The 19,105-nt window shown below is 65.9% G+C and carries 19 protein-coding genes; 14 read left to right on the top strand and 5 right to left on the bottom strand.

Annotated features, from left to right (window positions below; translation table 11 throughout):
• Positions 1 to 224: 224 nt before the first annotated feature.
• Positions 225 to 485 carry a 50S ribosomal protein L27 gene (gene rpmA / locus FHY19_RS11040; protein ID WP_003484326.1) on the bottom strand — a complete coding sequence of 87 codons (261 nt, stop codon included), beginning with the start codon at positions 483 to 485 and terminating at the stop codon, positions 225 to 227.
• 12 nt (positions 486 to 497) lie between these two features.
• The gene (gene rplU / locus FHY19_RS11045) at positions 498 to 818 is read right to left on the bottom strand and encodes a 50S ribosomal protein L21 (protein WP_005989959.1); all 321 of its coding nucleotides are present in this window, start codon (positions 816 to 818) and stop codon (positions 498 to 500) included.
• A 292-nt stretch (positions 819 to 1,110) separates the two neighbouring features.
• On the opposite strand from rplU, the gene uvrA reads away from it, so the two are divergent.
• The 6 genes from uvrA (at position 1,111) to FHY19_RS11075 (ending at position 8,884) form a co-directional block, all read left to right on the top strand.
• Entirely contained in the window at positions 1,111 to 4,077 is a 2,967-nt protein-coding gene (gene uvrA / locus FHY19_RS11050) for an excinuclease ABC subunit UvrA (RefSeq protein ID WP_259153225.1), read from the top strand.
• Positions 4,077 to 4,481 (top strand): thioesterase family protein, encoded by a 405-nt coding sequence (locus FHY19_RS11055; protein ID WP_259153224.1) that lies wholly within the window; start codon positions 4,077 to 4,079, stop codon positions 4,479 to 4,481. The genes uvrA and FHY19_RS11055 overlap by 1 nt, the downstream gene beginning before the upstream one ends.
• A gap of 239 nt (positions 4,482 to 4,720) precedes the next feature.
• Complete coding sequence (locus FHY19_RS11060; RefSeq protein WP_259166092.1) at positions 4,721 to 5,491, top strand: enoyl-CoA hydratase/isomerase family protein; 771 nt, start codon at positions 4,721 to 4,723, stop codon at positions 5,489 to 5,491.
• A 72-nt stretch (positions 5,492 to 5,563) separates the two neighbouring features.
• Complete coding sequence (gene tesB / locus FHY19_RS11065) at positions 5,564 to 6,469, top strand: acyl-CoA thioesterase II (protein ID WP_259153222.1); 906 nt, start codon at positions 5,564 to 5,566, stop codon at positions 6,467 to 6,469.
• A gap of 230 nt (positions 6,470 to 6,699) precedes the next feature.
• Complete coding sequence (locus FHY19_RS11070; protein ID WP_259166093.1) at positions 6,700 to 7,203, top strand: DUF2007 domain-containing protein; 504 nt, start codon at positions 6,700 to 6,702, stop codon at positions 7,201 to 7,203.
• Between the two features lie 487 nt (positions 7,204 to 7,690).
• Positions 7,691 to 8,884, top strand: a complete 1,194-nt coding sequence (locus tag FHY19_RS11075; RefSeq protein ID WP_259166096.1) for a sigma-70 family RNA polymerase sigma factor — start codon at positions 7,691 to 7,693, stop codon at positions 8,882 to 8,884.
• 494 nt (positions 8,885 to 9,378) lie between these two features.
• On the opposite strand, the gene FHY19_RS11080 is transcribed toward FHY19_RS11075, so the two are convergent.
• Positions 9,379 to 9,978 (bottom strand): EF-hand domain-containing protein, encoded by a 600-nt coding sequence (locus FHY19_RS11080; RefSeq protein WP_259153219.1) that lies wholly within the window; start codon positions 9,976 to 9,978, stop codon positions 9,379 to 9,381.
• A 39-nt stretch (positions 9,979 to 10,017) separates the two neighbouring features.
• Between FHY19_RS11080 and FHY19_RS11085 the strand changes: the two genes are divergently transcribed.
• Both FHY19_RS11085 and FHY19_RS11090 read left to right on the top strand, forming a co-directional pair.
• Positions 10,018 to 10,932: an arginyltransferase gene (locus tag FHY19_RS11085; RefSeq protein WP_259166098.1), complete on the top strand. Its 915-nt coding sequence runs from the start codon at positions 10,018 to 10,020 to the stop codon at positions 10,930 to 10,932.
• A gap of 51 nt (positions 10,933 to 10,983) precedes the next feature.
• Positions 10,984 to 12,210 (top strand): endonuclease/exonuclease/phosphatase family protein, encoded by a 1,227-nt coding sequence (locus FHY19_RS11090; RefSeq protein ID WP_259153218.1) that lies wholly within the window; start codon positions 10,984 to 10,986, stop codon positions 12,208 to 12,210.
• A gap of 252 nt (positions 12,211 to 12,462) precedes the next feature.
• On the opposite strand, the gene purT is transcribed toward FHY19_RS11090, so the two are convergent.
• Positions 12,463 to 13,665 (bottom strand): formate-dependent phosphoribosylglycinamide formyltransferase, encoded by a 1,203-nt coding sequence (gene purT / locus FHY19_RS11095; RefSeq protein ID WP_259166100.1) that lies wholly within the window; start codon positions 13,663 to 13,665, stop codon positions 12,463 to 12,465.
• A 129-nt stretch (positions 13,666 to 13,794) separates the two neighbouring features.
• Here purT and FHY19_RS11100 point away from each other — a divergent pair, with 129 nt between their 5' ends.
• From FHY19_RS11100 to FHY19_RS11125, 6 genes are all read left to right on the top strand, one after another.
• Positions 13,795 to 14,661, top strand: a complete 867-nt coding sequence (locus FHY19_RS11100; RefSeq protein WP_259166101.1) for an SPFH domain-containing protein — start codon at positions 13,795 to 13,797, stop codon at positions 14,659 to 14,661.
• 9 nt (positions 14,662 to 14,670) lie between these two features.
• Positions 14,671 to 14,955: a hypothetical protein gene (locus tag FHY19_RS11105; RefSeq protein ID WP_259166102.1), complete on the top strand. Its 285-nt coding sequence runs from the start codon at positions 14,671 to 14,673 to the stop codon at positions 14,953 to 14,955.
• Positions 14,952 to 15,131 carry an Arc family DNA binding domain-containing protein gene (locus FHY19_RS11110; RefSeq protein WP_259153215.1) on the top strand — a complete coding sequence of 60 codons (180 nt, stop codon included), beginning with the start codon at positions 14,952 to 14,954 and terminating at the stop codon, positions 15,129 to 15,131. Before FHY19_RS11105 ends, FHY19_RS11110 begins: the two co-directional genes overlap by 4 nt.
• A 325-nt stretch (positions 15,132 to 15,456) precedes the next feature.
• Positions 15,457 to 15,909, top strand: coding sequence for a PH domain-containing protein (locus FHY19_RS11115; RefSeq protein ID WP_259166103.1), 453 nt, complete (start codon positions 15,457 to 15,459; stop codon positions 15,907 to 15,909).
• Between the two features lie 15 nt (positions 15,910 to 15,924).
• Positions 15,925 to 16,722 (top strand): M15 family metallopeptidase, encoded by a 798-nt coding sequence (locus tag FHY19_RS11120; protein WP_259166104.1) that lies wholly within the window; start codon positions 15,925 to 15,927, stop codon positions 16,720 to 16,722.
• Positions 16,723 to 16,890: 168 nt separating this feature from the next.
• On the top strand, positions 16,891 to 18,324 hold the full coding sequence (locus FHY19_RS11125) for an FAD-binding oxidoreductase (protein WP_259166105.1): 1,434 nt from the start codon (positions 16,891 to 16,893) through the stop codon (positions 18,322 to 18,324).
• Positions 18,325 to 18,430: 106 nt separating this feature from the next.
• Here FHY19_RS11125 and FHY19_RS11130 read toward each other — a convergent pair whose 3' ends face one another.
• A complete protein-coding gene (locus FHY19_RS11130; RefSeq protein WP_259166107.1) occupies positions 18,431 to 19,105 on the bottom strand; it encodes a DNA-3-methyladenine glycosylase in 675 nt (224 codons plus the stop codon).

Genomic DNA, 19,105 nt, shown 5'->3' on the forward strand with positions numbered 1-19,105 from the left:
TTCGTAATTTGGGATTGGTAACACCAACGCAGGACGCCGCTTGGCGGCCGCGGAAACAGCAGGAAGCAACGGTATCAGGACTCTCGAAATCCGCTGTTGCGAATCCCGAATCCCCAATCCCCACTCCCGGCCGTCAAACGAAAAACCCCGCCGAAGCGGGGCTCTCCGTGTCGTTGGCAGCCGCGCTGGGCACGGCTGCGAACTGGCCTGCATGGAGCGGGCGATTACGCCTCGGCAACCACGCTGACGGTACGACGCTTCTTCGGACCCTTGGTGGAGAACTCCACCTTGCCGTCGACCAACGCAAACAGCGTGTGGTCACGACCCAGGCCGACGCCGGCGCCCGGGTGGAACTGGGTGCCGCGCTGACGCACGATGATGTTGCCGGCGTCGATGGCCTGGCCACCGAAAATCTTCACGCCGAGGTACTTCGGGTTGGAATCGCGACCGTTGCGCGAGGAACCTACGCCCTTTTTATGTGCCATGACTGGTTCTCCTTACTTCTTGTCGCCACCGGCGATGCCGGTGATCTCGATTTCGGTGTAGTACTGACGGTGTCCCTGACGCTTCATGTGGTGCTTGCGGCGACGGAACTTGATGATGCGCACCTTGTCGGCGCGGCCATGGGCCACGACCTTGGCGGTGACCGAGGCGCCCTTTAGCGCATCGCCCAGCTTGATGCCATCGCTGTCGCCCAGCATCAGGATGGTGTCGAACTTGATCTCGTTGCCTGCTTCGACTTCGAGCTTTTCCACGCGGAGCGTTTCGCCCTGCGCGACGCGGTATTGCTTACCGCCGGTTACCAGAACTGCGTACATGACCAGGTGTTCCTCTGTAGTTATTATGGTCGCCTGACTTGCCCATGGGGCAGACAGGAGCGGGATTGTACTGGCCTAGCGGGTTTCGGGTCAACCCGCAAGCAGGTTCGCAGCCGCGCACCCGAATCGGACGGGTGGAACGCATCATCCGGCCGCCACAACGGCCCCGGCAGACTGGCATTTGGGGCAATTGCCCTCACCTAGGTCGGCGGGTAGGCTGATCGACTGCCACTCATTCCTGCTGAGCACGCTCGCACCACTGCCGGTTCGCCGGCCCGACATCGGATCCCCCATGGCGATGGATTTCATCCGCATCCGCGGCGCGCGGACGCACAACCTCAAGAACATCGACCTCGACCTGCCTCGCGACAAACTGATCGTGATCACCGGCCTGTCCGGCTCGGGCAAGTCGTCGTTGGCGTTCGACACCATTTATGCGGAGGGCCAGCGCCGCTACGTCGAGTCGCTGTCGGCGTATGCGCGCCAGTTCCTCAGCGTGATGGAAAAGCCGGACCTGGACCATATCGAAGGCCTGTCCCCGGCGATTTCGATCGAACAGAAATCCACCTCGCACAACCCGCGTTCCACGGTCGGCACGATCACCGAGATCTACGACTACCTGCGCCTGCTGTACGCGCGGGTCGGCCAGCCGCGCTGCCCGGACCACGGCTTCCCGCTGGAGGCGCAGACGGTCAGCCAGATGGTCGACCACATGCTCACCCAGGACCAGGAGCAGCGCTACATGCTGCTGGCGCCGGTGATCCGCGAGCGCAAGGGCGAGCATGCGCAGGTGTTCGAGCAGCTGCGCGCGCAGGGTTTCGTGCGCGTGCGCGTGGATGGCGAGCTGTACGAAATCGACGCGGTGCCGCCGCTGGCGCTGCGCCAGAAGCACACCATCGAGGCGGTGATCGACCGCTTCCGCCCGCGCGAGGACATCAAGCAGCGCCTGGCAGAAAGTTTCGAGACCGCGCTCAAGCTGGGCGAAGGCATGGTGGCGGTGCAGTCGCTGGACGACCCGGCTGCGGCGCCGCACCTGTTTTCGTCCAAGTACAGCTGCCCGGTCTGCGATTACTCGCTGCCGGAGCTGGAACCTCGGCTGTTTTCGTTCAACGCACCGGTGGGCGCCTGCCCCAGTTGCGATGGCCTGGGCGTGGCCGAGTTCTTTGATCCGGACCGGGTGGTGGTGCATCCGGAGCTGTCGCTGTCGGCCGGCGCGGTGCGCGGCTGGGACCGGCGCAACGCCTATTACTTCCAGCTGATCGCCTCGCTGGCCAAGCACTACAAGTTCGACGTGGATGCGGTGTGGAACTCGCTGCCGGCCAAGGTGCGCCAGGCGGTGCTGTTCGGCAGCGGCGATGAGGTGATCAGCTTCACCTACTTCACCGATGCGGGCGGGCGCACCACGCGCAAGCACCGCTTCGAAGGCATCCTGCCGAATCTGGAACGCCGTTACCGCGAGACCGAATCGCCGGCCGTGCGCGAAGAGCTGACCAAGTACGTCAGCCAGCAGCCCTGCCCTGCCTGCAATGGCACGCGTTTGAATCGTGCTGCGCGCAACGTGTTTGTGGCGGATCGTCCGCTGCCGGAGCTGGTGGTGTTGCCGGTCAATGAAGCGCTGAGCTTTTTCCGGGGCCTGTCGCTGCCGGGTTGGCGCGGCGAGATCGCCAGCAAGATCGTCAAGGAAATCGCCGAGCGCCTGGGCTTTTTGGTCGACGTGGGCCTGGATTACCTCACCCTGGAACGCAAGGCCGACACCTTGTCAGGCGGCGAGGCGCAGCGCATCCGACTGGCCAGCCAGATCGGCGCCGGCCTGGTCGGGGTGATGTATGTGCTGGATGAGCCGTCGATCGGCCTGCATCAGCGCGACAACGAGCGCCTGCTGGGCACGCTGACGCGATTGCGCGACCTCGGCAACACGGTGATCGTGGTCGAACATGACGAAGACGCCATCCGTCTGGCCGACCATGTGCTGGACATCGGCCCCGGCGCGGGCGTGCACGGTGGCGAAATCTGCGCGCAAGGCACGCTGCAGGACATCCTGGACTCGCCACGTTCGCTGACCGGGCAATACCTGTCCGGCAAGCGCCGCATCGAGATTCCCAAGCAGCGCCACAAGCCCAACCCGAAGATGATGTTGCATCTGCGCGGGGCCACCGGCAACAACCTCAAGAATGTCGACCTGGAGATTCCGGCCGGCCTGCTGACCTGCATCACCGGTGTGTCCGGTTCGGGCAAGTCGACCTTGATCAACGACACGCTGTTTTCGCTGGCAGCCAACGAGATCAACGGCGCCTCGCATCCGGTGGCGGCACACCGGGAGATCGAAAATCTCGATCTGTTCGACAAGGTGGTCGATATCGACCAGTCGCCGATCGGACGCACGCCGCGCTCGAACCCGGCAACGTATACCGGCATGTTCACTCCGCTGCGCGAGCTGTTCGCACAGGTGCCCGAGTCGCGCGCGCGCGGCTATTCGCCGGGCCGTTTCAGCTTCAACGTACGCGGCGGCCGCTGCGAGGCCTGCCAGGGCGACGGCATGATCAAGGTGGAGATGCATTTCCTGCCCGACGTCTATGTGCCGTGCGATGTCTGCCATGGCAAACGCTATAACCGCGAGACACTGGAGATCCGTTACAAGGGCTTCAACATCAGCGACGTGTTGCAGATGACTGTCGAAGATGCGCTGCGCCTGTTCGAGCCGGTACCGTCGATCGCGCGCAAGCTGGAAACGCTGGTCGATGTCGGCCTGAGCTACATCAAGCTGGGGCAGAGCGCGACCACGCTGTCCGGCGGTGAGGCGCAGCGCGTCAAGCTGTCCAAGGAACTGTCGCGTCGCGATACCGGACGCACCCTGTACATCCTCGACGAGCCGACCACCGGCCTGCACTTCCACGACATCGAAGCGCTGCTCGGCGTGCTGCACAAGCTGCGCGACGAGGGCAACACGGTGGTGGTGATCGAACACAATCTGGACGTGATCAAGACCGCCGACTGGATCGTGGACCTGGGCCCGGAGGGCGGCCATCGTGGCGGCACCATCCTGGTGTCCGGCACACCGGAAGAGGTGGCCGCGCACGAGGCATCCTACACCGGGCAGTTCCTGGCCAAGATGCTGCCGTCGGTCAAGGCGCGCGAGACCCGCCCGGCCGCGATGGCCAACAAGCCGGATGCGCGCCCGCCGCGCAAGGTCAAACCGGAGAAGGTGACCAAGGTCGCCAAGTCCGCCACCAAGAAGACTGCAAAGAAGAAGGCAAGCTGATGAGCGAACACAAGATCCTGGCACGCATCCCGATCAGCGTGCGCTGGCGCGACATGGACAGCATGGGCCACGTCAACAACGCCAAATACATCTCGTACCTGGAAGAAGCGCGCGTGCGCTGGATGCTGGGCGTGCAAGGCGTGTCGATGACCGACCGTATCGCGCCAGTGGTCGCCGCCACCAACGTCAATTACAAGCGCCCGCTGGTGTGGCCCAACGACATCACGGTGGAGTTGTTCGTCGAGCGCCTGGGCAGCAGCAGCATCACCATCGGCCACCGCATCGTCGACCAGAAGGACGAGGGCGTGCTGTATTCGGACGGCAATGTGGTGGTGGTGTGGATCGATACGCAGACCGGCAAGAGCGCGGCGCTGCCGGATGCGGTACGCGCAGCGAGCAGCTGATCGCGCTCAGCACGGACGCGGTTGAATGACACACGGCGGCTTCTTGATGGAGCCGCCGTTTTTATTTGCGCATTTCCCGCCCCTGGTGAAACAGCTGGCTCGGCATATGCGCTTGATGTGCGATGTGCCTGCGCGCCAAAACGCAGCACCGGACCAGCACCGGACCAGCAGCGCGCCTGCATGTACGCGCTGCATGCAGCGACGGCCGTCTATCATGACCCGACTTTCAGGAGCCCCGCATGAGCATCCAAATCCTCGACCACGGCCGTCTTCGCGAACTCCGCCTGGCGCGCCCGCCGGTCAATGCGCTGGATACCGCACTCTGCCAGGCACTGACTTCCGCCGTGCAGCAGCTGGGAAGCGATGTCGACGGCGTGGTGCTGTCGGGTAACGAACGCATTTTTTCCGGTGGCATGGATGTGCCGCACCTGCTGTCGCATGGCACCGACCGCGCTGCGCTGCTGGCTAGCTGGACGGCCTTCTTCGAGGCAGCGCAGGCGCTGGCCCATTGCCCGGTGCCGGTGGTGGCGGCGATCGGCGGCCATGCACCGGCCGGCGGTTGCGTGCTGGCGCTGTGCTGCGACTACCGGGTGATGGCGCGCAGCGCCGATAGCGCAAGGCCGTACACGATCGGCCTGAATGAAGTGCAGGTGGGGTTAGCGGCGCCGGAAGGCATCCAGCGGCTGCTGCGCCGCGTGGTCGGGGCGCATCGCGCCGAACGCCTGCTGATTTCCGGGCAATTGCTGCCGGCCGAACAGGCCGCCCAGATCGGCCTGGTGGACGAGCTGGTGGATGGCGAGCTGGTCACCGCACGCGCGGTGGCGTGGCTGCAGGAGCTGCAACAACTGCCACGGCAGCCGATGCTGGCCACGCGCGCGGTGGCCAGGGCGGATCTGCGCGCTGCACTGGCGCCGGAGCTGATCCAGCTGGAGCGCTTTGTCGATGGCTGGTACGCACCCGATGCCCAGGCCGCGCTGCGCGGCCTGGCCGCACGGCTACAGAAGGCCTGAGCCCGGCCCCCGCACGGTGGCTGGCAGGCGGCCCGCTATAATCGTGGTCCGTCGCACGCCCAGGCCAGCCTCTTGTCCGCCACCGCCGAACCCGTCGTCTCCGAACTGATCAGCCTGCTGTCGCTGGAGCGCCTGGAAGACAACCTGTTTCGCGGCCAGAGCCGCGACATCGGCACCAAGTACGTGTTCGGCGGGCAGGTGCTGGGCCAGGCGCTGTCGGCCGCGCAGGCCACGGTGGAAAACGGCCGCCAGGCGCATTCGCTGCACGCCTATTTTCTGCGTGCAGGCAATATCGACCACCCGATCGTCTACGACGTCGACCGCACCCGCGATGGCGGCAGTTTCTCGGTGCGGCGGGTCACCGCGATCCAGCACGGCAAGGTGATCTTTTTCTGCGCGGCCTCGTTCCAGGAACACGAAGACGGCGCCGAGCATCAGTCGGCGATGCCGGTGGTGCCGCCGCCGGAAGACATCGAACCGGCCGCGCCGCTGGCGCCGGAGGTGCTGGCAAAGCTGCCGGCGAAGGTGCAGCGCTGGCTCTCGCGCGGTGGCCCGTTCGAATTTCGCCATGTGTTTCCGCGCGACGAGCTCAAGCCACCCAAGCGCCCACCGTTCCAGCAGATGTGGCTGCGCCTGAACGACCCGATCGGCGACGATGTCGGCCTGCACCAGGTGCTGCTGGCCTACGCTTCGGATTTCCAGTTGCTAGGCACCTCTACCTTTCCGCACGGCATCAGCTACTACACGCCGAATGTGCAGATGGCCTCGCTCGACCATGCCCTCTGGTTCCACCGCCCCTTCCGTACCGACGACTGGCTGCTGTACTCGCTGGACAGCCCCACTGCACAGGGCGCGCGCGGCCTGGCACGCGGGCAGTTCTTCACCCGCGATGGCGTGCTGGTCGCCAGCACCACGCAGGAAGGCCTGATCCGCGTGGTGCCCGACGGCAGCGCGATTGCCGTGCCGGCCAAGGGCTAGGCGCAGATGCGTGGCGCGCTTGTGGCGCGGACTCATTCATCGACAGCGCAGGGGCTGGGCGCGCTGGCGGTTCACCACCCGGCATGCGAGTGGCCACGACCATGCGCGGGTGTGTTCGCCGGCGCGCGTGCGGCCAGCTAGCGACAGCGATCAGCGGCATCCTTCTTTCATCTTGAACCGGCGCAGCACTGGCGCCATCTGTTCCGGACCCAACGGCGGTTTTCACCAGCATGCGCAAGATCTTCAGCAGTCAACGTATCGAAACCGCCGAGGGCGTGGCCAATCTGTTGCGCAACGCCGGCATCGACGTGCGCATGAGCAATGGCCGCTCTTATGAGAGCAAGCGCACCGGCCAGTTCAGCTACCTGGAGCAAGGCAACGCGCAGGCCTATCCCACGGTGTGGATCGTGCACGCCGACGACCAGCCGCGCGCGCGCGACCTGCTGCGCGAAGCACGCCTGCTCGATACCACCCGCCGCGATCTGCCGAACGTGGAATACACCTTCCGCGAAGGCGAAAACGGCTCCAGCACCACCGCACGCAGCTGGGCATGGCGCATCCGTCTGATGCTGTTGCTGGTGATTGGCGCGGTCGCCATGGTGGTGGTGATGCGCCATCGCAGCGCTCCGGCGCCGGTCGCGCCGGCCACCCAGCCCGCCTCGCGATCGACCCCGGACGCGACACCACCGGCGGACGAGGAAGAAATGCGGGTGCGGATCCAGCCGGCGCGCTGAGCGCCGCTGATGCTGCGTGGGTCGGCCCGGGCCGGCATGGGCGTACCCACTCGCTCGCTGCCCACCATGGCTACAGGCACGTCCCCACTGCGCCGCTACCTGGGATGCAGGTCGATCAGTGGATCGACACCGACGGTGGGTTCGGCGCGGACGGCGGCCATCATGCGCCGTCGATGCGGCTCAGACCCGGTCGCGGTCGGCAGTCGCTCGACCGTTATCGCTTGCGGTCGCCGGTACCGATCGTGTCATGCCGCTACTGCCGGGACCGGGTGACCCACCTGGCGACACCAACAATGCGTTCGCTGCGGACCGTGTCCTCATGCGTTGAAGAGCCGGGCCAGCCCCGGTCGATGGAGCATCGGCTCGGCTGCGCCCGTGCATGATCGTTGACCGGCGTCTCCAAGGCCGCATCCGCCCACCACCACATCGTATCGGTCACATCCACCGTGCCCATGCGTCATGCTGGGAACAGGACGGGATTGCGCCGATGAATGCCGACACACTGGATCTGATGCTGCAACGCGAACTGCCCAGTGCCGCGGCCGGCTGCCAGCAGGCATACGGCCGCATCGTCGGTGCCTGCCAGAACACCGTCACCGCGATTGCACTTGCGATCACCCGCGATATCGCCGCCAGCGAGGACATCGCCCAGGAAGCGTTTTTGCGCGCCTGGCAGCGGCTGGCGCAACTGCATCAGCCCGCCAGCTTCCTGCCGTGGCTGCGCCAGATCACCCGCAATCTGGCACGCGACTGGCTACGCGCCAATCGCCATCGCGCACTCAGCGGCGAGGCGGCGGATCTGGCGATCGCCATGGCCGCCGACCCTGCGCCCTCGCCCGCCGACCGCCTGCTGAAGGCGGAGGAAGAGATCGCCGCGCTCGACATCATTTCCGCATTGCCCGAAGAAAGCCGCGAAACCCTGCTGCTGTATTACCGCGAAAGCCAGAGCTCGCAGCAGGTGGCCTCGCTGCTCGGTCTGAGCGATGCGGCGGTTCGCAAGCGCCTGTCGCGTGCGCGCGCCAGCGTGCGCGACGAGTTGCTGCGCAGGTTCGGCGAAGTCGCACGCAGCAGTGCCCCCAGTGTCGCGTTTGCCACGGCAGTGACCTCGGCGACGATGCTGGCGGCACCCGGCACCGCCAGCGCGGCCATCGCCTTGGGCAGTCTCGGGGGCGCAGGTAAACTCGGCGCCGGTGGATTGACCGGCGCGGCACTCGGCAGTGGTGGCGCAGCAGGCGCGGCGAGTGTCTGGTTGGGCGCGCCGGCGCTATTGGCCGCAGGCAGCGTGCTGATCGCCGCGCTGGCCACCTACTGGTCGGGCCACTACCTGTTGCGCTTTGCGCAATCGCCCAGCGAGGCGGCAGCCGTGCGACGTTTTATACGTGCAATCACACTGGTCTCCGTGCTGGTCTGCAGCGCCACGCTGATGCTGAGATGGGTCGAAGTCAGCCCATGGGCGTCGCTGCTGGCGCTATGCGCAGGCCTGCTGGTGGTCAACTATCAGTCCCTCATGGTGCTGCCGCGGGTGATGCACCCGATGCTGGAGCGCGATGCACGTCGGCGTGGGGCCACCCGGGCACCGTTGCTCTACCGCTGCATGTTCAGCCCTGGCGCAGTGATCGTCAGCAACGTCGCGGTGGTGCTGCCGATCCTGCATCACTACATCAAGCTGGGGATGCTATGAGGTACTCCAACACAGGGATCGATCCGCATGCCAGTGGCCCGCACGTGGCAGATCGGCCGGATGCGCGTAGCGCGTTTGTCACCAACACGCGCGAGGTGTGCCACCTGCACGTGCCAGCAGCATTCTACGTGGCGCTTGTCTGGCTTGTTGAGGCGATCTCGGTCATCGGATGATGTCGATTGACCAACGTGGCGCTCGCAAGTTGCCGCACCCTTGCCGCCGCAGAAGGCGCGATCGAGGTTCCGCCCCAGGTCGACCAACGGCGCTTGGAGGTGGCCATTAGTCGGCGATGAGGCGATTGCCGCAACTAGAGGCGGTAAACACTCCCCGTACCTGGCAGATCCGACAACGTGCGCACAAAAAACGGCCTCCTGCTTTCGCGGGAGGCCGTCTGTCGATCGGCGCCTTGTTACCCGTTGCGGATGAGCCACCGCCATGACGACGGCATCATCCGAGCACTGCATTGTTCAACCCGTTGCACTGCACCTACATACTCAGTTGCCTGCGGCGGGCTTGGCCGGCATCGGACGCTTGCCATGGTCGCCATGCTCACCGTGCCCACCTGGGCCACGCGGGCCGTGCTCGCCGCGCAGCTTCGATGCGGCATCGAACTCGGCCTTGCTCAGCTTTCCGTCCTTGTCGGTGTCGGCCTTGGCAAACCAGGCATCGCGATGCTGCTGCATGCGCAGCTCACGGTCGGCACGATCGACAAAGCCGTCCTTGTTGAGGTCCATCTGATCGAAGCGCGCGGCAAACTTCGGATCGGCCTTGGCTTCCTCGCGGCTGATGCGGCCGTCCTTGTTGGTGTCGAATCTGGCCATCCAGTCACCACGTCCGTCGCGACCCGGGCCGCGATGACGCGGGCGCTCATCGCGCGAGAGCTTGCCGTCCTTGTTGGCGTCCAGCGTATCGAACTGCGCGGCCAGCTTGGGGGCGGCGGCCGCTTCGCTGCGATCGATGACGCCATCGTTATTGCTGTCGAGCTTGCCAGGACGCGGCGCATCGCCGGCAACAGGCACAGTGGCGGCGAACACGACGCCGGTGGACAGCGCAGCCAGCACGGCCAGGGCGAGGAAAGGTTTGCGAGACGTCATGGGAAACTCCTGATTGTGGGAACCACACGCGGCACCTGCATGGGCCGCATCGCGTGGGTGGCGCATCCGGACAGGCCGTGCGCTGCCACCAACACCCACATCAACGAGCCATCGGCGCGCACGTTGACGCGCGCACCTGGCGTATTCATCCGGCGGACAGTCGCCGCTGTTGTGACGCACAGGCGCTATCCTGCGCGCATGGCCATTCACGCCGACACCCACGACGACCTGCGCCTGTTCCAGACCGGTGAGCATGCCTGCGGCTACTGGCCCGAGCGTCGTGCGCGCGATCTGGTACTGGACCCGCATGACCCGCGCCTTGGCACGATCTATCCGCAGGCATTGGCATGGGGATTCCGTCGCTCCGGCGATCTGGTGTACCGGCCGCATTGCGAGCGCTGCCGCGCATGCGTGCCGGTGCGCATTGCGGTGGATGCGTTTCGGCCCGATCGCAGTCAACGCCGCTGCCTTGCGCGCAACCAGGATCTGGTCGTGCGCGTGGTCGCGGCCGAGCGCACCGACGAGCAACTGGCCCTGTACCGCCATTACCTTAAATCCCGCCACCCCGGTGGCGGCATGGACGAGCACGGCGGCAGCGAATTCGATCAGTTCCTGATCGGCGGCTGGTCGCATGGGCGGTTTCTGGAAATCCGCGAACCGTCCGTGGCGCATGCCCCGGGACGACTGCTCGCCGTCGCGGTCACCGATGTGACCGAGCATGCGCTGTCGGCGGTGTACACGTTCTACGCGCCGGAGGCGGCCGCCCGCAGCCTGGGCACCTTCGCGATCCTGCAGCAGATTCAATGGGCGCAGCGCGAGCGACGCGCGCACGTGTATCTGGGCTATTGGATCGACGGCCACGCCAAGATGAACTACAAGCGTCGCTTCAACGCACTGGAGGCCTACGACGGCCGTCAGTGGCGCGGGCTGCCGCCGGCCGCATCGGCACCGTGAATCGCAGCGCGCGACATCGGCCTGTCGCATCCGGCATGCGAGAATCGCGCGATGATCAGACCTCTTCTGTTGCTCGCATTGACCGCGCTTTGCGCCGCCTGCACCCATCGCACGCCTGCATCGGCCGCCACCTCCGATAGCGCGGGCGGCGCTGTGCCGACACAGCTGCGCATCGCCACCTACAACACCTCGCTGTACTCCGACGAGGCCGGCGGCCTGGTGCGCGAACTGCAGGGCGACAGCGCGCATGCACGCAAGATCGCCGCCGTGCTGCAGCGCGTGCGCCCTGATCTGGTGCTGCTCAACGAATTCGATTTCGATCCCGACCACCGCGCTGCCGATCTGTTCCAGCAGCGCTATCTGCAGGTCGCCCAGCCGGGCGGCGGAGACGCGTTGCGCTACCCATATCGGTATCTGGCACCGGTCAATACCGGCGTGCCGAGCGGCCTGGACCTGGACAACAACGGCAGTGTCGGTGGCGACGGCCGCACCCGCGGCAACGATGCCTGGGGCTATGGGCTGCATCCCGGCCAGTACGGCATGCTGGTGCTGTCGCGGTATCCGATCGATGCGCAGGCCGTGCGCAGTTTTCAATTGCTCAAATGGAGCGCGTTGCCGGGTGCGCTGCGGCCGCTGGATCCGGGGACCGGGCGTTCGTTCTACAGCGACGCGATCTGGTCGCAGCTGCGCCTGTCGTCAAAATCGCATTGGGATGTGCCGGTGCGCACGCCGCTCGGTGTCGTGCATGCGCTGGTTTCGCACCCGACGCCGCCGGTGTTCGATGGCGCGGAAAAACGCAATGCCGCCCGCAACCACGACGAGCTCGCGCTGTGGCGTGCATACCTGGACAACGCGGCCGACAGCAAGCGCTGGTTGTGCGATGACAAGGGAATCTGCGGCGGCCTGGCAGCCGATGCGCACTTTGTGATCCTTGGCGATCTGAACAACGACCCGATCGATGGTGCCGGCCGCCACGAAGCGATCAGCGCATTGATCCATCACCCGCGCGTGCTGCAGTACCCCACCCCACGTAGCGACGGCGGCCCGGAAAAGACTGCCGAATACGCCGCGCAAGGCATCGTGCACATCGGCGACCCGCACCAGGTCACCGGCGACTTCGGCCCGCAGGCCGGCACCATGCGCCTGGACTACGTACTGCCATCGCACCGGTTCACCCTGATCGGCAGCGGCATCTTCTGGCCGGCCAGCACCGCTCCGGAAGCGGCGATTGCCGATGGCAGCGACCATCATGCGGTGTGGGTGGATGTCGGCTTGTAGCCGGGATTAGCGGGTGGGGGGCAAAGTCGCGTCGTTGGAACCGGTCTTACTTCCCGAGCCGGCATGACGGGGATAGCGAACGCACGCACGGCGCGAATCGGCCCCGTCGCGAACTGACGCCCGCCGCACGTCGACGCGTGATCGCTCGCACGCTTGCCTTCAATGGTGATGGCAAGCGTGTCGACACATACCGCAGCTGGCTTTCCGAAAGAAGTGCAACACCGGGCGGACCTCTTTCAAGCAGGCCGCTGCTCAGCCTTGCAACTGGATCGTCAGCGCCGCAGCCGCCACACGCGCTTTCTCGCGTGCCGCATCGATGCTCTCTGCACGCGCCAAGGTGACGCCGACACGGCGGTGGCCGTCCACGCGCGGTTTGCCGAACAGGCGCAGGGCGGTGTCCGGGTCGCGCAGTGCATCGGCCACGTTGTCGAACACCGGCACGCCATTGCCGTGCGCGAGTAGCGCACAGGACGCCGACGGGCCGCTCTGACGGATCACGCCACCGTTCTCGGCACCGACCGGCAGGCCGAGAATGGCGCGGGCGTGCAGCGCGAATTCGCTCAGGTCCTGCGACACCAGCGTCACCAGGCCGGTGTCGTGCGGGCGCGGCGAGACTTCGCTGAACCACACTTCGTCGCCCTTGACGAACAACTCCACCCCGAACAGTCCCCAGCCACCCAGATCGTCGGTAATGGCTTTCGCAATCTCCTGCGAACGTTGCAAGGCGGCGGCCGACATCGGCTGCGGCTGCCAGCTTTCGCGGTAATCGCCATCCTGCTGCCAATGCCCGATCGGGTCGCAATACGAGGTTCCGCCGGCATGCCGCACGGTCAGCAAGGTGATCTCGTAATCGAAATCGATGAAGCCCTCGACGATGCAGCGGCCGGCACCGGCACGTCCGCCGGTCTGCGCGTAGTCCCAGGCCGCATCGATGTCGGCCTCGCTGCGCAACGTGCTCTGGCCCTTGCCGGAGGACGACATCACCGGCTTGACCACGCACGGCAGGCCCACCGCGGCGATCGCATCGCGGTACTCGGCAGCGGTGTCGACAAACCGGTACGGCGAGGTCGGCAGGCCCAGGGTTTCGGCAGCCAGGCGACGGATGCCTTCGCGGTCCATGGTCAGGCGTGCGGCGCGCGCGGTGGGAATCACGCGCTGGCCCTGATCGCGCTCCAGCGCCACCAGGGTTTCGGTATGGATGGCTTCGATCTCCGGCACGATCAGATGCGGCTGCTCGGCGGCGATCAGCGCGCGCAGCGCGGCGGGATCGAGCATGTCCAGCACGTGCGAGCGATGTGCCACCTGCATCGCCGGTGCATTGGCGTAGCGATCGGCGGCGATCACTTCCACGCCGAAGCGCTGCAGCTCGATCGCCACTTCCTTGCCCAGTTCGCCCGACCCCAGCAGCAACACCCGGGTGGCGGAGGGCGATAACGGCGTGCCGAGAGTGGTCATGAGCGCGGGTCCAGATCGGAAGGGGGCGGCCATTCTAACGGGCGGGCGGCACGACCGCTGGTCGGAAACCAGTCGAATCCTGATATCAATCTGATATCTTTTATCCACACCCATCAAGGATGCCCCACCATGAAAGAGAAGTCGCTCGGCTCCGTCCCAGGCATTCCGGTGATCGCCGCGAGTGTCGTCGTGCTGCTGCTGGCAGCCGCGGCGCTGATCGCGGCCGGCATGGGGTTGCTGCCGATTCTGAGCATGCTGCCGACCATCCTGATCGCAACCGGCAACGTGTTCGTGCTGGCCGGCCTGTACACCCTGGAACCGAACCAGGCCGCAGTGCTGAGCCTGTTCGGCAAGTACGTCGGCACCGTCAAGGATCAGGGCGTGCGCTGGAACAGCCCCTTCTACGCCAAGCGCCGGGTCAGCCAGCGCGTGCGCAACTTCGAGAGCGGACGACTCAAGGTCAACGAGCTCGATGGCAGCCCGATCGAGATCGCCGCGGTGATCGTGTGGCAGGTCATGGATGCATCGGAGGCGGTCTACAACGTCGACGATTACGAAAGCTTCGTGCACATCCAGTCCGAAGCGGCGCTGCGCGCGATGGCCACCAGCTATCCCTACGACCAGCACGAAGATGAGCAGATTTCGTTGCGCAGCCATCCGGCCGAAATCAGCGAACAGCTCAAGCGGCATCTGGACGAACGCCTGACCCAGGCCGGCGTGGACGTCATCGAAGCGCGCATCAGCCACCTGGCCTACGCACCGGAAATCGCCCAGGCCATGCTGCAGCGGCAACAGGCCAATGCGGTGATCGCCGCACGCACGCGCATCGTTGCAGGCGCCGTGGGCATGGTGGAAATGGCATTGGCCGAGTTGCAGAAAAGCGGCGTCGTGCAGTTGGACGAAGAGCGCAAGGCGCATATGGTCAGCAACCTGCTCACCGTGCTGTGTTCTGATCGCGGCACCCAACCGGTGGTCAACACCGGCTCGCTCTATTGAGGTCAAGCAATGAATGTCATGGTGCCGTTGGTGGTCGCCCTGTCCGGTCTGCCCGCGCTGGCGATCGCCGCCTCCATCGGTGCGGACGACGACGACCGCGCGCGCGGCCTGGGCCTGCGCTGGGCCTTGATCAGCCTGGTGATCTTGATCGGTGCCGCCTGCCTGTACTGGGCCGGCGACAACCGCACCGGTATCTACGCAGTGGTGATCGGCATGATCATCGGCGTCAACGTCTTGATCGTCTCGATGGTCATGCACCTGCACCGTCACAGCGGCCGCGGTGAGCGCGAGTGAGCGAAAAGAAGGCCTACCCGCTGCGCATCAGCGCCGATGTGCTGGCAGCCGTGCAGCGCTGGTCCGACGACGAACTGCGCAGCCTCAATGCGCAGATCGAATACGTGTTGCGCGATGCGCTACGCAAGGCCGGACGTTTGCCCAAGCCACGCGACGACAAGGAATCCGAGGCATGAGCAGGCGCGGGCTTGGCGTTGCCGCATCGCGGCCCTCTATCCGAGCCTTCAACGGCGATGACATCCAGGTTGTGATTGCCGCACCACACACCTTCGACATACTCGCTGCCAGACACCCACGCATGACGGCGAGGGCTGCGTCGCCGGTGCCCGCCAGGGAAGCCAGATGACAACGCGAACAGTCCAACGCCCCGGCAACGTCGCACCGCCCACTGCACATACCGGTCACCGTCCGCCACCATACCGGCGTGACTACGCCGTCGCTGCGGTCGCGCCCTGGAGGCTGGCGCTGTGGCTGTGGCTCCCGTTGCTGGCTTCAGCATGCGTGATCGTCGTGGTCCATGCGGACAATGCCCGCGACGGGCATCCTGCCGCCCTGTACGCCCACCTGGCACTGCTGCTGACAGTTGCGGTGAGCTGCACTGCCGCGCATGCGCGACGCAGTATCCGGCTCCAGGACGAGCGCTTGATCGTGCGCTCGACACTGTTCACCAGGCGGGTGCCCGTCGACCAGATCCGGCTGGACACGGCGCGCGTGATCGACCTGGCCAGGGACACTGCCTTCAAGCCGGGCAGAAAGTCCTTGGGTTTTGGCTACCCGGGCTTCCAGTCCGGGTACTACCGCAGCAGGCAGGCGGGCCCGGGTTTCTATCTGATCACCCAGTCTGCCCGCGTGCTGGCCCTCCCGTTGAAGGACGGCAGCGTACTCGTGCTCAGCCCCGAACAGCCGCGCCAGCTGCTGCAGGATCTCCAGCAACTGGCCGCGCAACGCGCTTAGCCCTACCCTGTCGCAATGCGTACAACGCCGTCCCTGCTGCTCAACACCACCGCTATCGAGCTGGTACCGGCCGCCCTGCTGCGTGCGCGCAGCAATGCCGACGCCCGCGTGCTGGCGCAGGCCGACTGGCTACTGCGGCGCAAGCGCGATGGACGCTATCTGGCCGCGCAACTGCCGCACGGGCTGATGCCGCTGGTGCCGCGACTGGCGCGCGAGCCCGGCCTGGACGAGGCACTGGACCGACTGCAAGACGCGACCGTTCGATGTCGCCAAGGCCACGCCGGCGTTCTTGCGATCGACGGCTTGCAGCATCGACTGACACAGCTCGGGCTTGTTGCCGATGACTATGTGCAACGCACCGGCCTGCGCCTGATCGCCGAACCGGCAACGCTGCAGTACGCCGGGCGCGATCGCTTCGGCCGGCCGCTCTGGCTCAGCGCAGGCGCCGCGCGTGCATGGAGGCAGATACGTGCGGCCGCACTGCGTGCGGACATCGTGCTCGATGCAATCTCCGGGTATCGCAGCCACGATTACCAACTTGGCATCTTCGAACGCAAGTTCGCACGCGGGCTGGCGCTGGAGCAGATTCTGGCAGTCAACGCCGCGCCCGGCTTCAGCGAACACCACAGCGGCGACGCACTCGATATCGGCACTCCTGGCGAACCCCCGGCCGAAGAATCGTTCGAAGCCACCGCTGCATTTGCCTGGCTGGGCAGTCACGCGGAGCAGTTCGGCTACCGCCTGAGTTATCCGCGCGACAATCCGCATGGCATCGTCTACGAACCCTGGCATTGGTGTTGGCACGCGCCATGAAGCCTGCCGCACTCTGTGTCATCGCGACGACAGCTCCAACGCGTGAGCGCGCGCTGCATCGCCATCATCTCCATTGCCTGCAAATCCCCTGGCCGTGGTCCGACGCACCACTCGACAGGCCGCCGCCGGCCGTCACCTGATTCCCAACCCTGCTGGAAACATCCGCTTATGGACGAGCACATCGATAGACAGCGCCGCACTGCCACCGCCGCACTCCTGGGTGCCGGCGTTGCATTGACCACGCCCGGATGCGGCAAGCGCTCCGACACATCGCTGCAGGTCACCGATATTGCCGGCATCGATCGCACCACGGTGGCACGCATCGCGCGGCCGCGCAGCGTGGACGAGGTGGTCAGCCTGCTACAGGGCAGTACCGGCACGGTATCCATCGGCGGCGCGCGCTACAGCATGGGAGGGCAAATCTCTTCGCCCTCTTCGCTGCATCTGGACCTGCGCGAGCTGGTCGGCCTGGTGCACCTGGATGTCGCTGCCCGACGCATCCGCGTGCGTAGCGGCATGCGTTGGCGCGACGTGCAGGAGCTGATCGATCCACATGACCTGGCGGTCGCGGTGATGCAGAGCTACAGCAACTTCAGCGTCGGTGGCTCGATCGGGGTCAATTGCCATGGCCGCTACCTGCACGCCGGGCCGATTGCGCACACGGTGCATGCCTTGCAGCTGGTGGACGCAGGGGGCCAGATACACGAACTCGACCGCACGCGCACTCCGGAGCTGTTCTCCGCTGTCATCGGCGGCTACGGCGGGCTCGGCGTGGTCACCGAAGTGGAGTTGTCGCTGACACTCAACGACATGCTGGAGCGACGGGTGGAACCAGTGGCGCTGGACGATTACCCCGCCTTCTTCGCCGACCGCATCGCCGCCGACCCACTGGCGGTGATGCACAATGCCGACCTGACGCCGCCGCACTTTGATCGCCCCTTGGCGGTGACCTGGGTCAGCAGCGATGCCCCGCCAACCGATGCCAGGCGCCTGATTCCGCGCGACCTGGACTACTCCCGCGAACAGAATCTGATCTGGGCTGCATCGGAACTGCCGCTGGGTAAGTCGCTGCGCGAGCGCTATCAGACCGCGCCGCTGTTGCAGATGCCGGCGGTGATGCGTCGCAATTGCCAGGCCAGCCTGGATGCACGCTCGCTGGAACCGCGCACGCGGCGCATGTCCACCTATCTGCTGCAGGAATATTTCGTTCCGGTGCCTGCATTTACCGCATTCGCGCGCGAAATGGCCGCAATCCTGCGCCGCCACGATGTCAACGCACTCAATATCTCGATCCGCCACTCGCCTGCCGATACGGTGTCGCTGTTGCGCTGGGCACCGCAGCCGGTGTTTTCCTTCGTGCTTTATTACAAGCAGCGCAGCGGCAGCTCGCCTGACAAGGCAACGGTGGCCTGGACCCGGCAGTTGATCGATGCGGCGCTGGCGCATGGCGGCCGCTACTACCTACCCTACCGGTTGCATGCCAGCCAGCAGCAATTTGACGCCGCTTACCCGGAAGCCGGGTCTTTTGCGAGCCTCAAAAGTAACATCGATCCCGGGCGTCGCTTCCGCAACCACTTGTGGGACAAGTACCTGCCTGGCTGAGCAACGCCGGGAACCGGCCATTGCCGGCGCCCGGGACACCCCTGACAACTGATAACGCCCGGCCCGCTCGCGCCGGCGTGCGCGCCTGTACATCCACCCGGTGCACCTACTCCTGCGAGCGCGGGGTCGGCACTTTGGTCGCGACGCTGAAGTCGGCGATCTTCCACAGATAAAACGCAGCGTAGGTGCGGTACGGGCCCCACCGTTGCCCACGCTCGGCAAGCTCCCTGGGCGTGGGCATCTGCTCCTGTTTGTCCACGCGCTGAGCGCCTTTGCGCACGCCCAGGTCGTCGATGGGCAGCAGGTCCGGGCGGCCCAGGCGGAACATCAGCATCATTTCCACCGTCCAGCGGCCGATGCCGCGTACCGGTACCAGCGCTTCGACGATCGCATCGTCTTCCATGAAGGCGAGTTTGCGCAGCGAGGGGATTTCACCCAGCGCTTCGCGCCGGGCAAGATCGCGCAGTGCCAGCGCCTTGTTGCCGGACACACCGCAGGCACGCAAGCCGGCATCGTCCACGCGCCCCAGGGTGTCGGCGTGCAGCCGGTTCGATCCGATCGCCGCCTCTACCCGCGCCACGATCGTGGACGCGGCCTTGCCGCTCAGTTGCTGGAACAGGATGGCACGCGCCAATGCGTCTACCGGGTCGAACGGTTTGCGCCAGCCCGGCTGCGGCGCGATGGGGCCGATACGCTTCATCCATGCGCCCAGCGCGCGGTCGCGCCGGCTCAACTGCGCGAACGCCGCCTCCACATCGAATCCGCGGATATGACGTGGCAT

Source organism: Xanthomonas sp. 4461 (assembly GCF_024806475.1).
GTDB classification, from domain to species: domain Bacteria; phylum Pseudomonadota; class Gammaproteobacteria; order Xanthomonadales; family Xanthomonadaceae; genus Xanthomonas; species Xanthomonas arboricola_F.

Coding starts and splice junctions, on each gene's coding strand:
- FHY19_RS11130 (WP_259166107.1), bottom strand. CDS start 19,105: ATGCCACGTCATATCCGCGGATTCGATGTGGAGGCGGCGTTCGCGCAG.
- FHY19_RS11100 (WP_259166101.1), top strand. CDS start 13,795: ATGAAAGAGAAGTCGCTCGGCTCCGTCCCAGGCATTCCGGTGATCGCC.
- FHY19_RS11120 (WP_259166104.1), top strand. CDS start 15,925: ATGCGTACAACGCCGTCCCTGCTGCTCAACACCACCGCTATCGAGCTG.
- rplU (WP_005989959.1), bottom strand. CDS start 818: ATGTACGCAGTTCTGGTAACCGGCGGTAAGCAATACCGCGTCGCGCAG.
- FHY19_RS11070 (WP_259166093.1), top strand. CDS start 6,700: ATGCGCAAGATCTTCAGCAGTCAACGTATCGAAACCGCCGAGGGCGTG.
- FHY19_RS11060 (WP_259166092.1), top strand. CDS start 4,721: ATGAGCATCCAAATCCTCGACCACGGCCGTCTTCGCGAACTCCGCCTG.
- rpmA (WP_003484326.1), bottom strand. CDS start 485: ATGGCACATAAAAAGGGCGTAGGTTCCTCGCGCAACGGTCGCGATTCC.
- FHY19_RS11090 (WP_259153218.1), top strand. CDS start 10,984: ATGATCAGACCTCTTCTGTTGCTCGCATTGACCGCGCTTTGCGCCGCC.
- FHY19_RS11125 (WP_259166105.1), top strand. CDS start 16,891: ATGGACGAGCACATCGATAGACAGCGCCGCACTGCCACCGCCGCACTC.
- FHY19_RS11105 (WP_259166102.1), top strand. CDS start 14,671: ATGAATGTCATGGTGCCGTTGGTGGTCGCCCTGTCCGGTCTGCCCGCG.
- FHY19_RS11080 (WP_259153219.1), bottom strand. CDS start 9,978: ATGACGTCTCGCAAACCTTTCCTCGCCCTGGCCGTGCTGGCTGCGCTG.
- purT (WP_259166100.1), bottom strand. CDS start 13,665: ATGACCACTCTCGGCACGCCGTTATCGCCCTCCGCCACCCGGGTGTTG.
- FHY19_RS11055 (WP_259153224.1), top strand. CDS start 4,077: ATGAGCGAACACAAGATCCTGGCACGCATCCCGATCAGCGTGCGCTGG.
- uvrA (WP_259153225.1), top strand. CDS start 1,111: ATGGCGATGGATTTCATCCGCATCCGCGGCGCGCGGACGCACAACCTC.
- FHY19_RS11075 (WP_259166096.1), top strand. CDS start 7,691: ATGAATGCCGACACACTGGATCTGATGCTGCAACGCGAACTGCCCAGT.
- FHY19_RS11085 (WP_259166098.1), top strand. CDS start 10,018: ATGGGCCGCATCGCGTGGGTGGCGCATCCGGACAGGCCGTGCGCTGCC.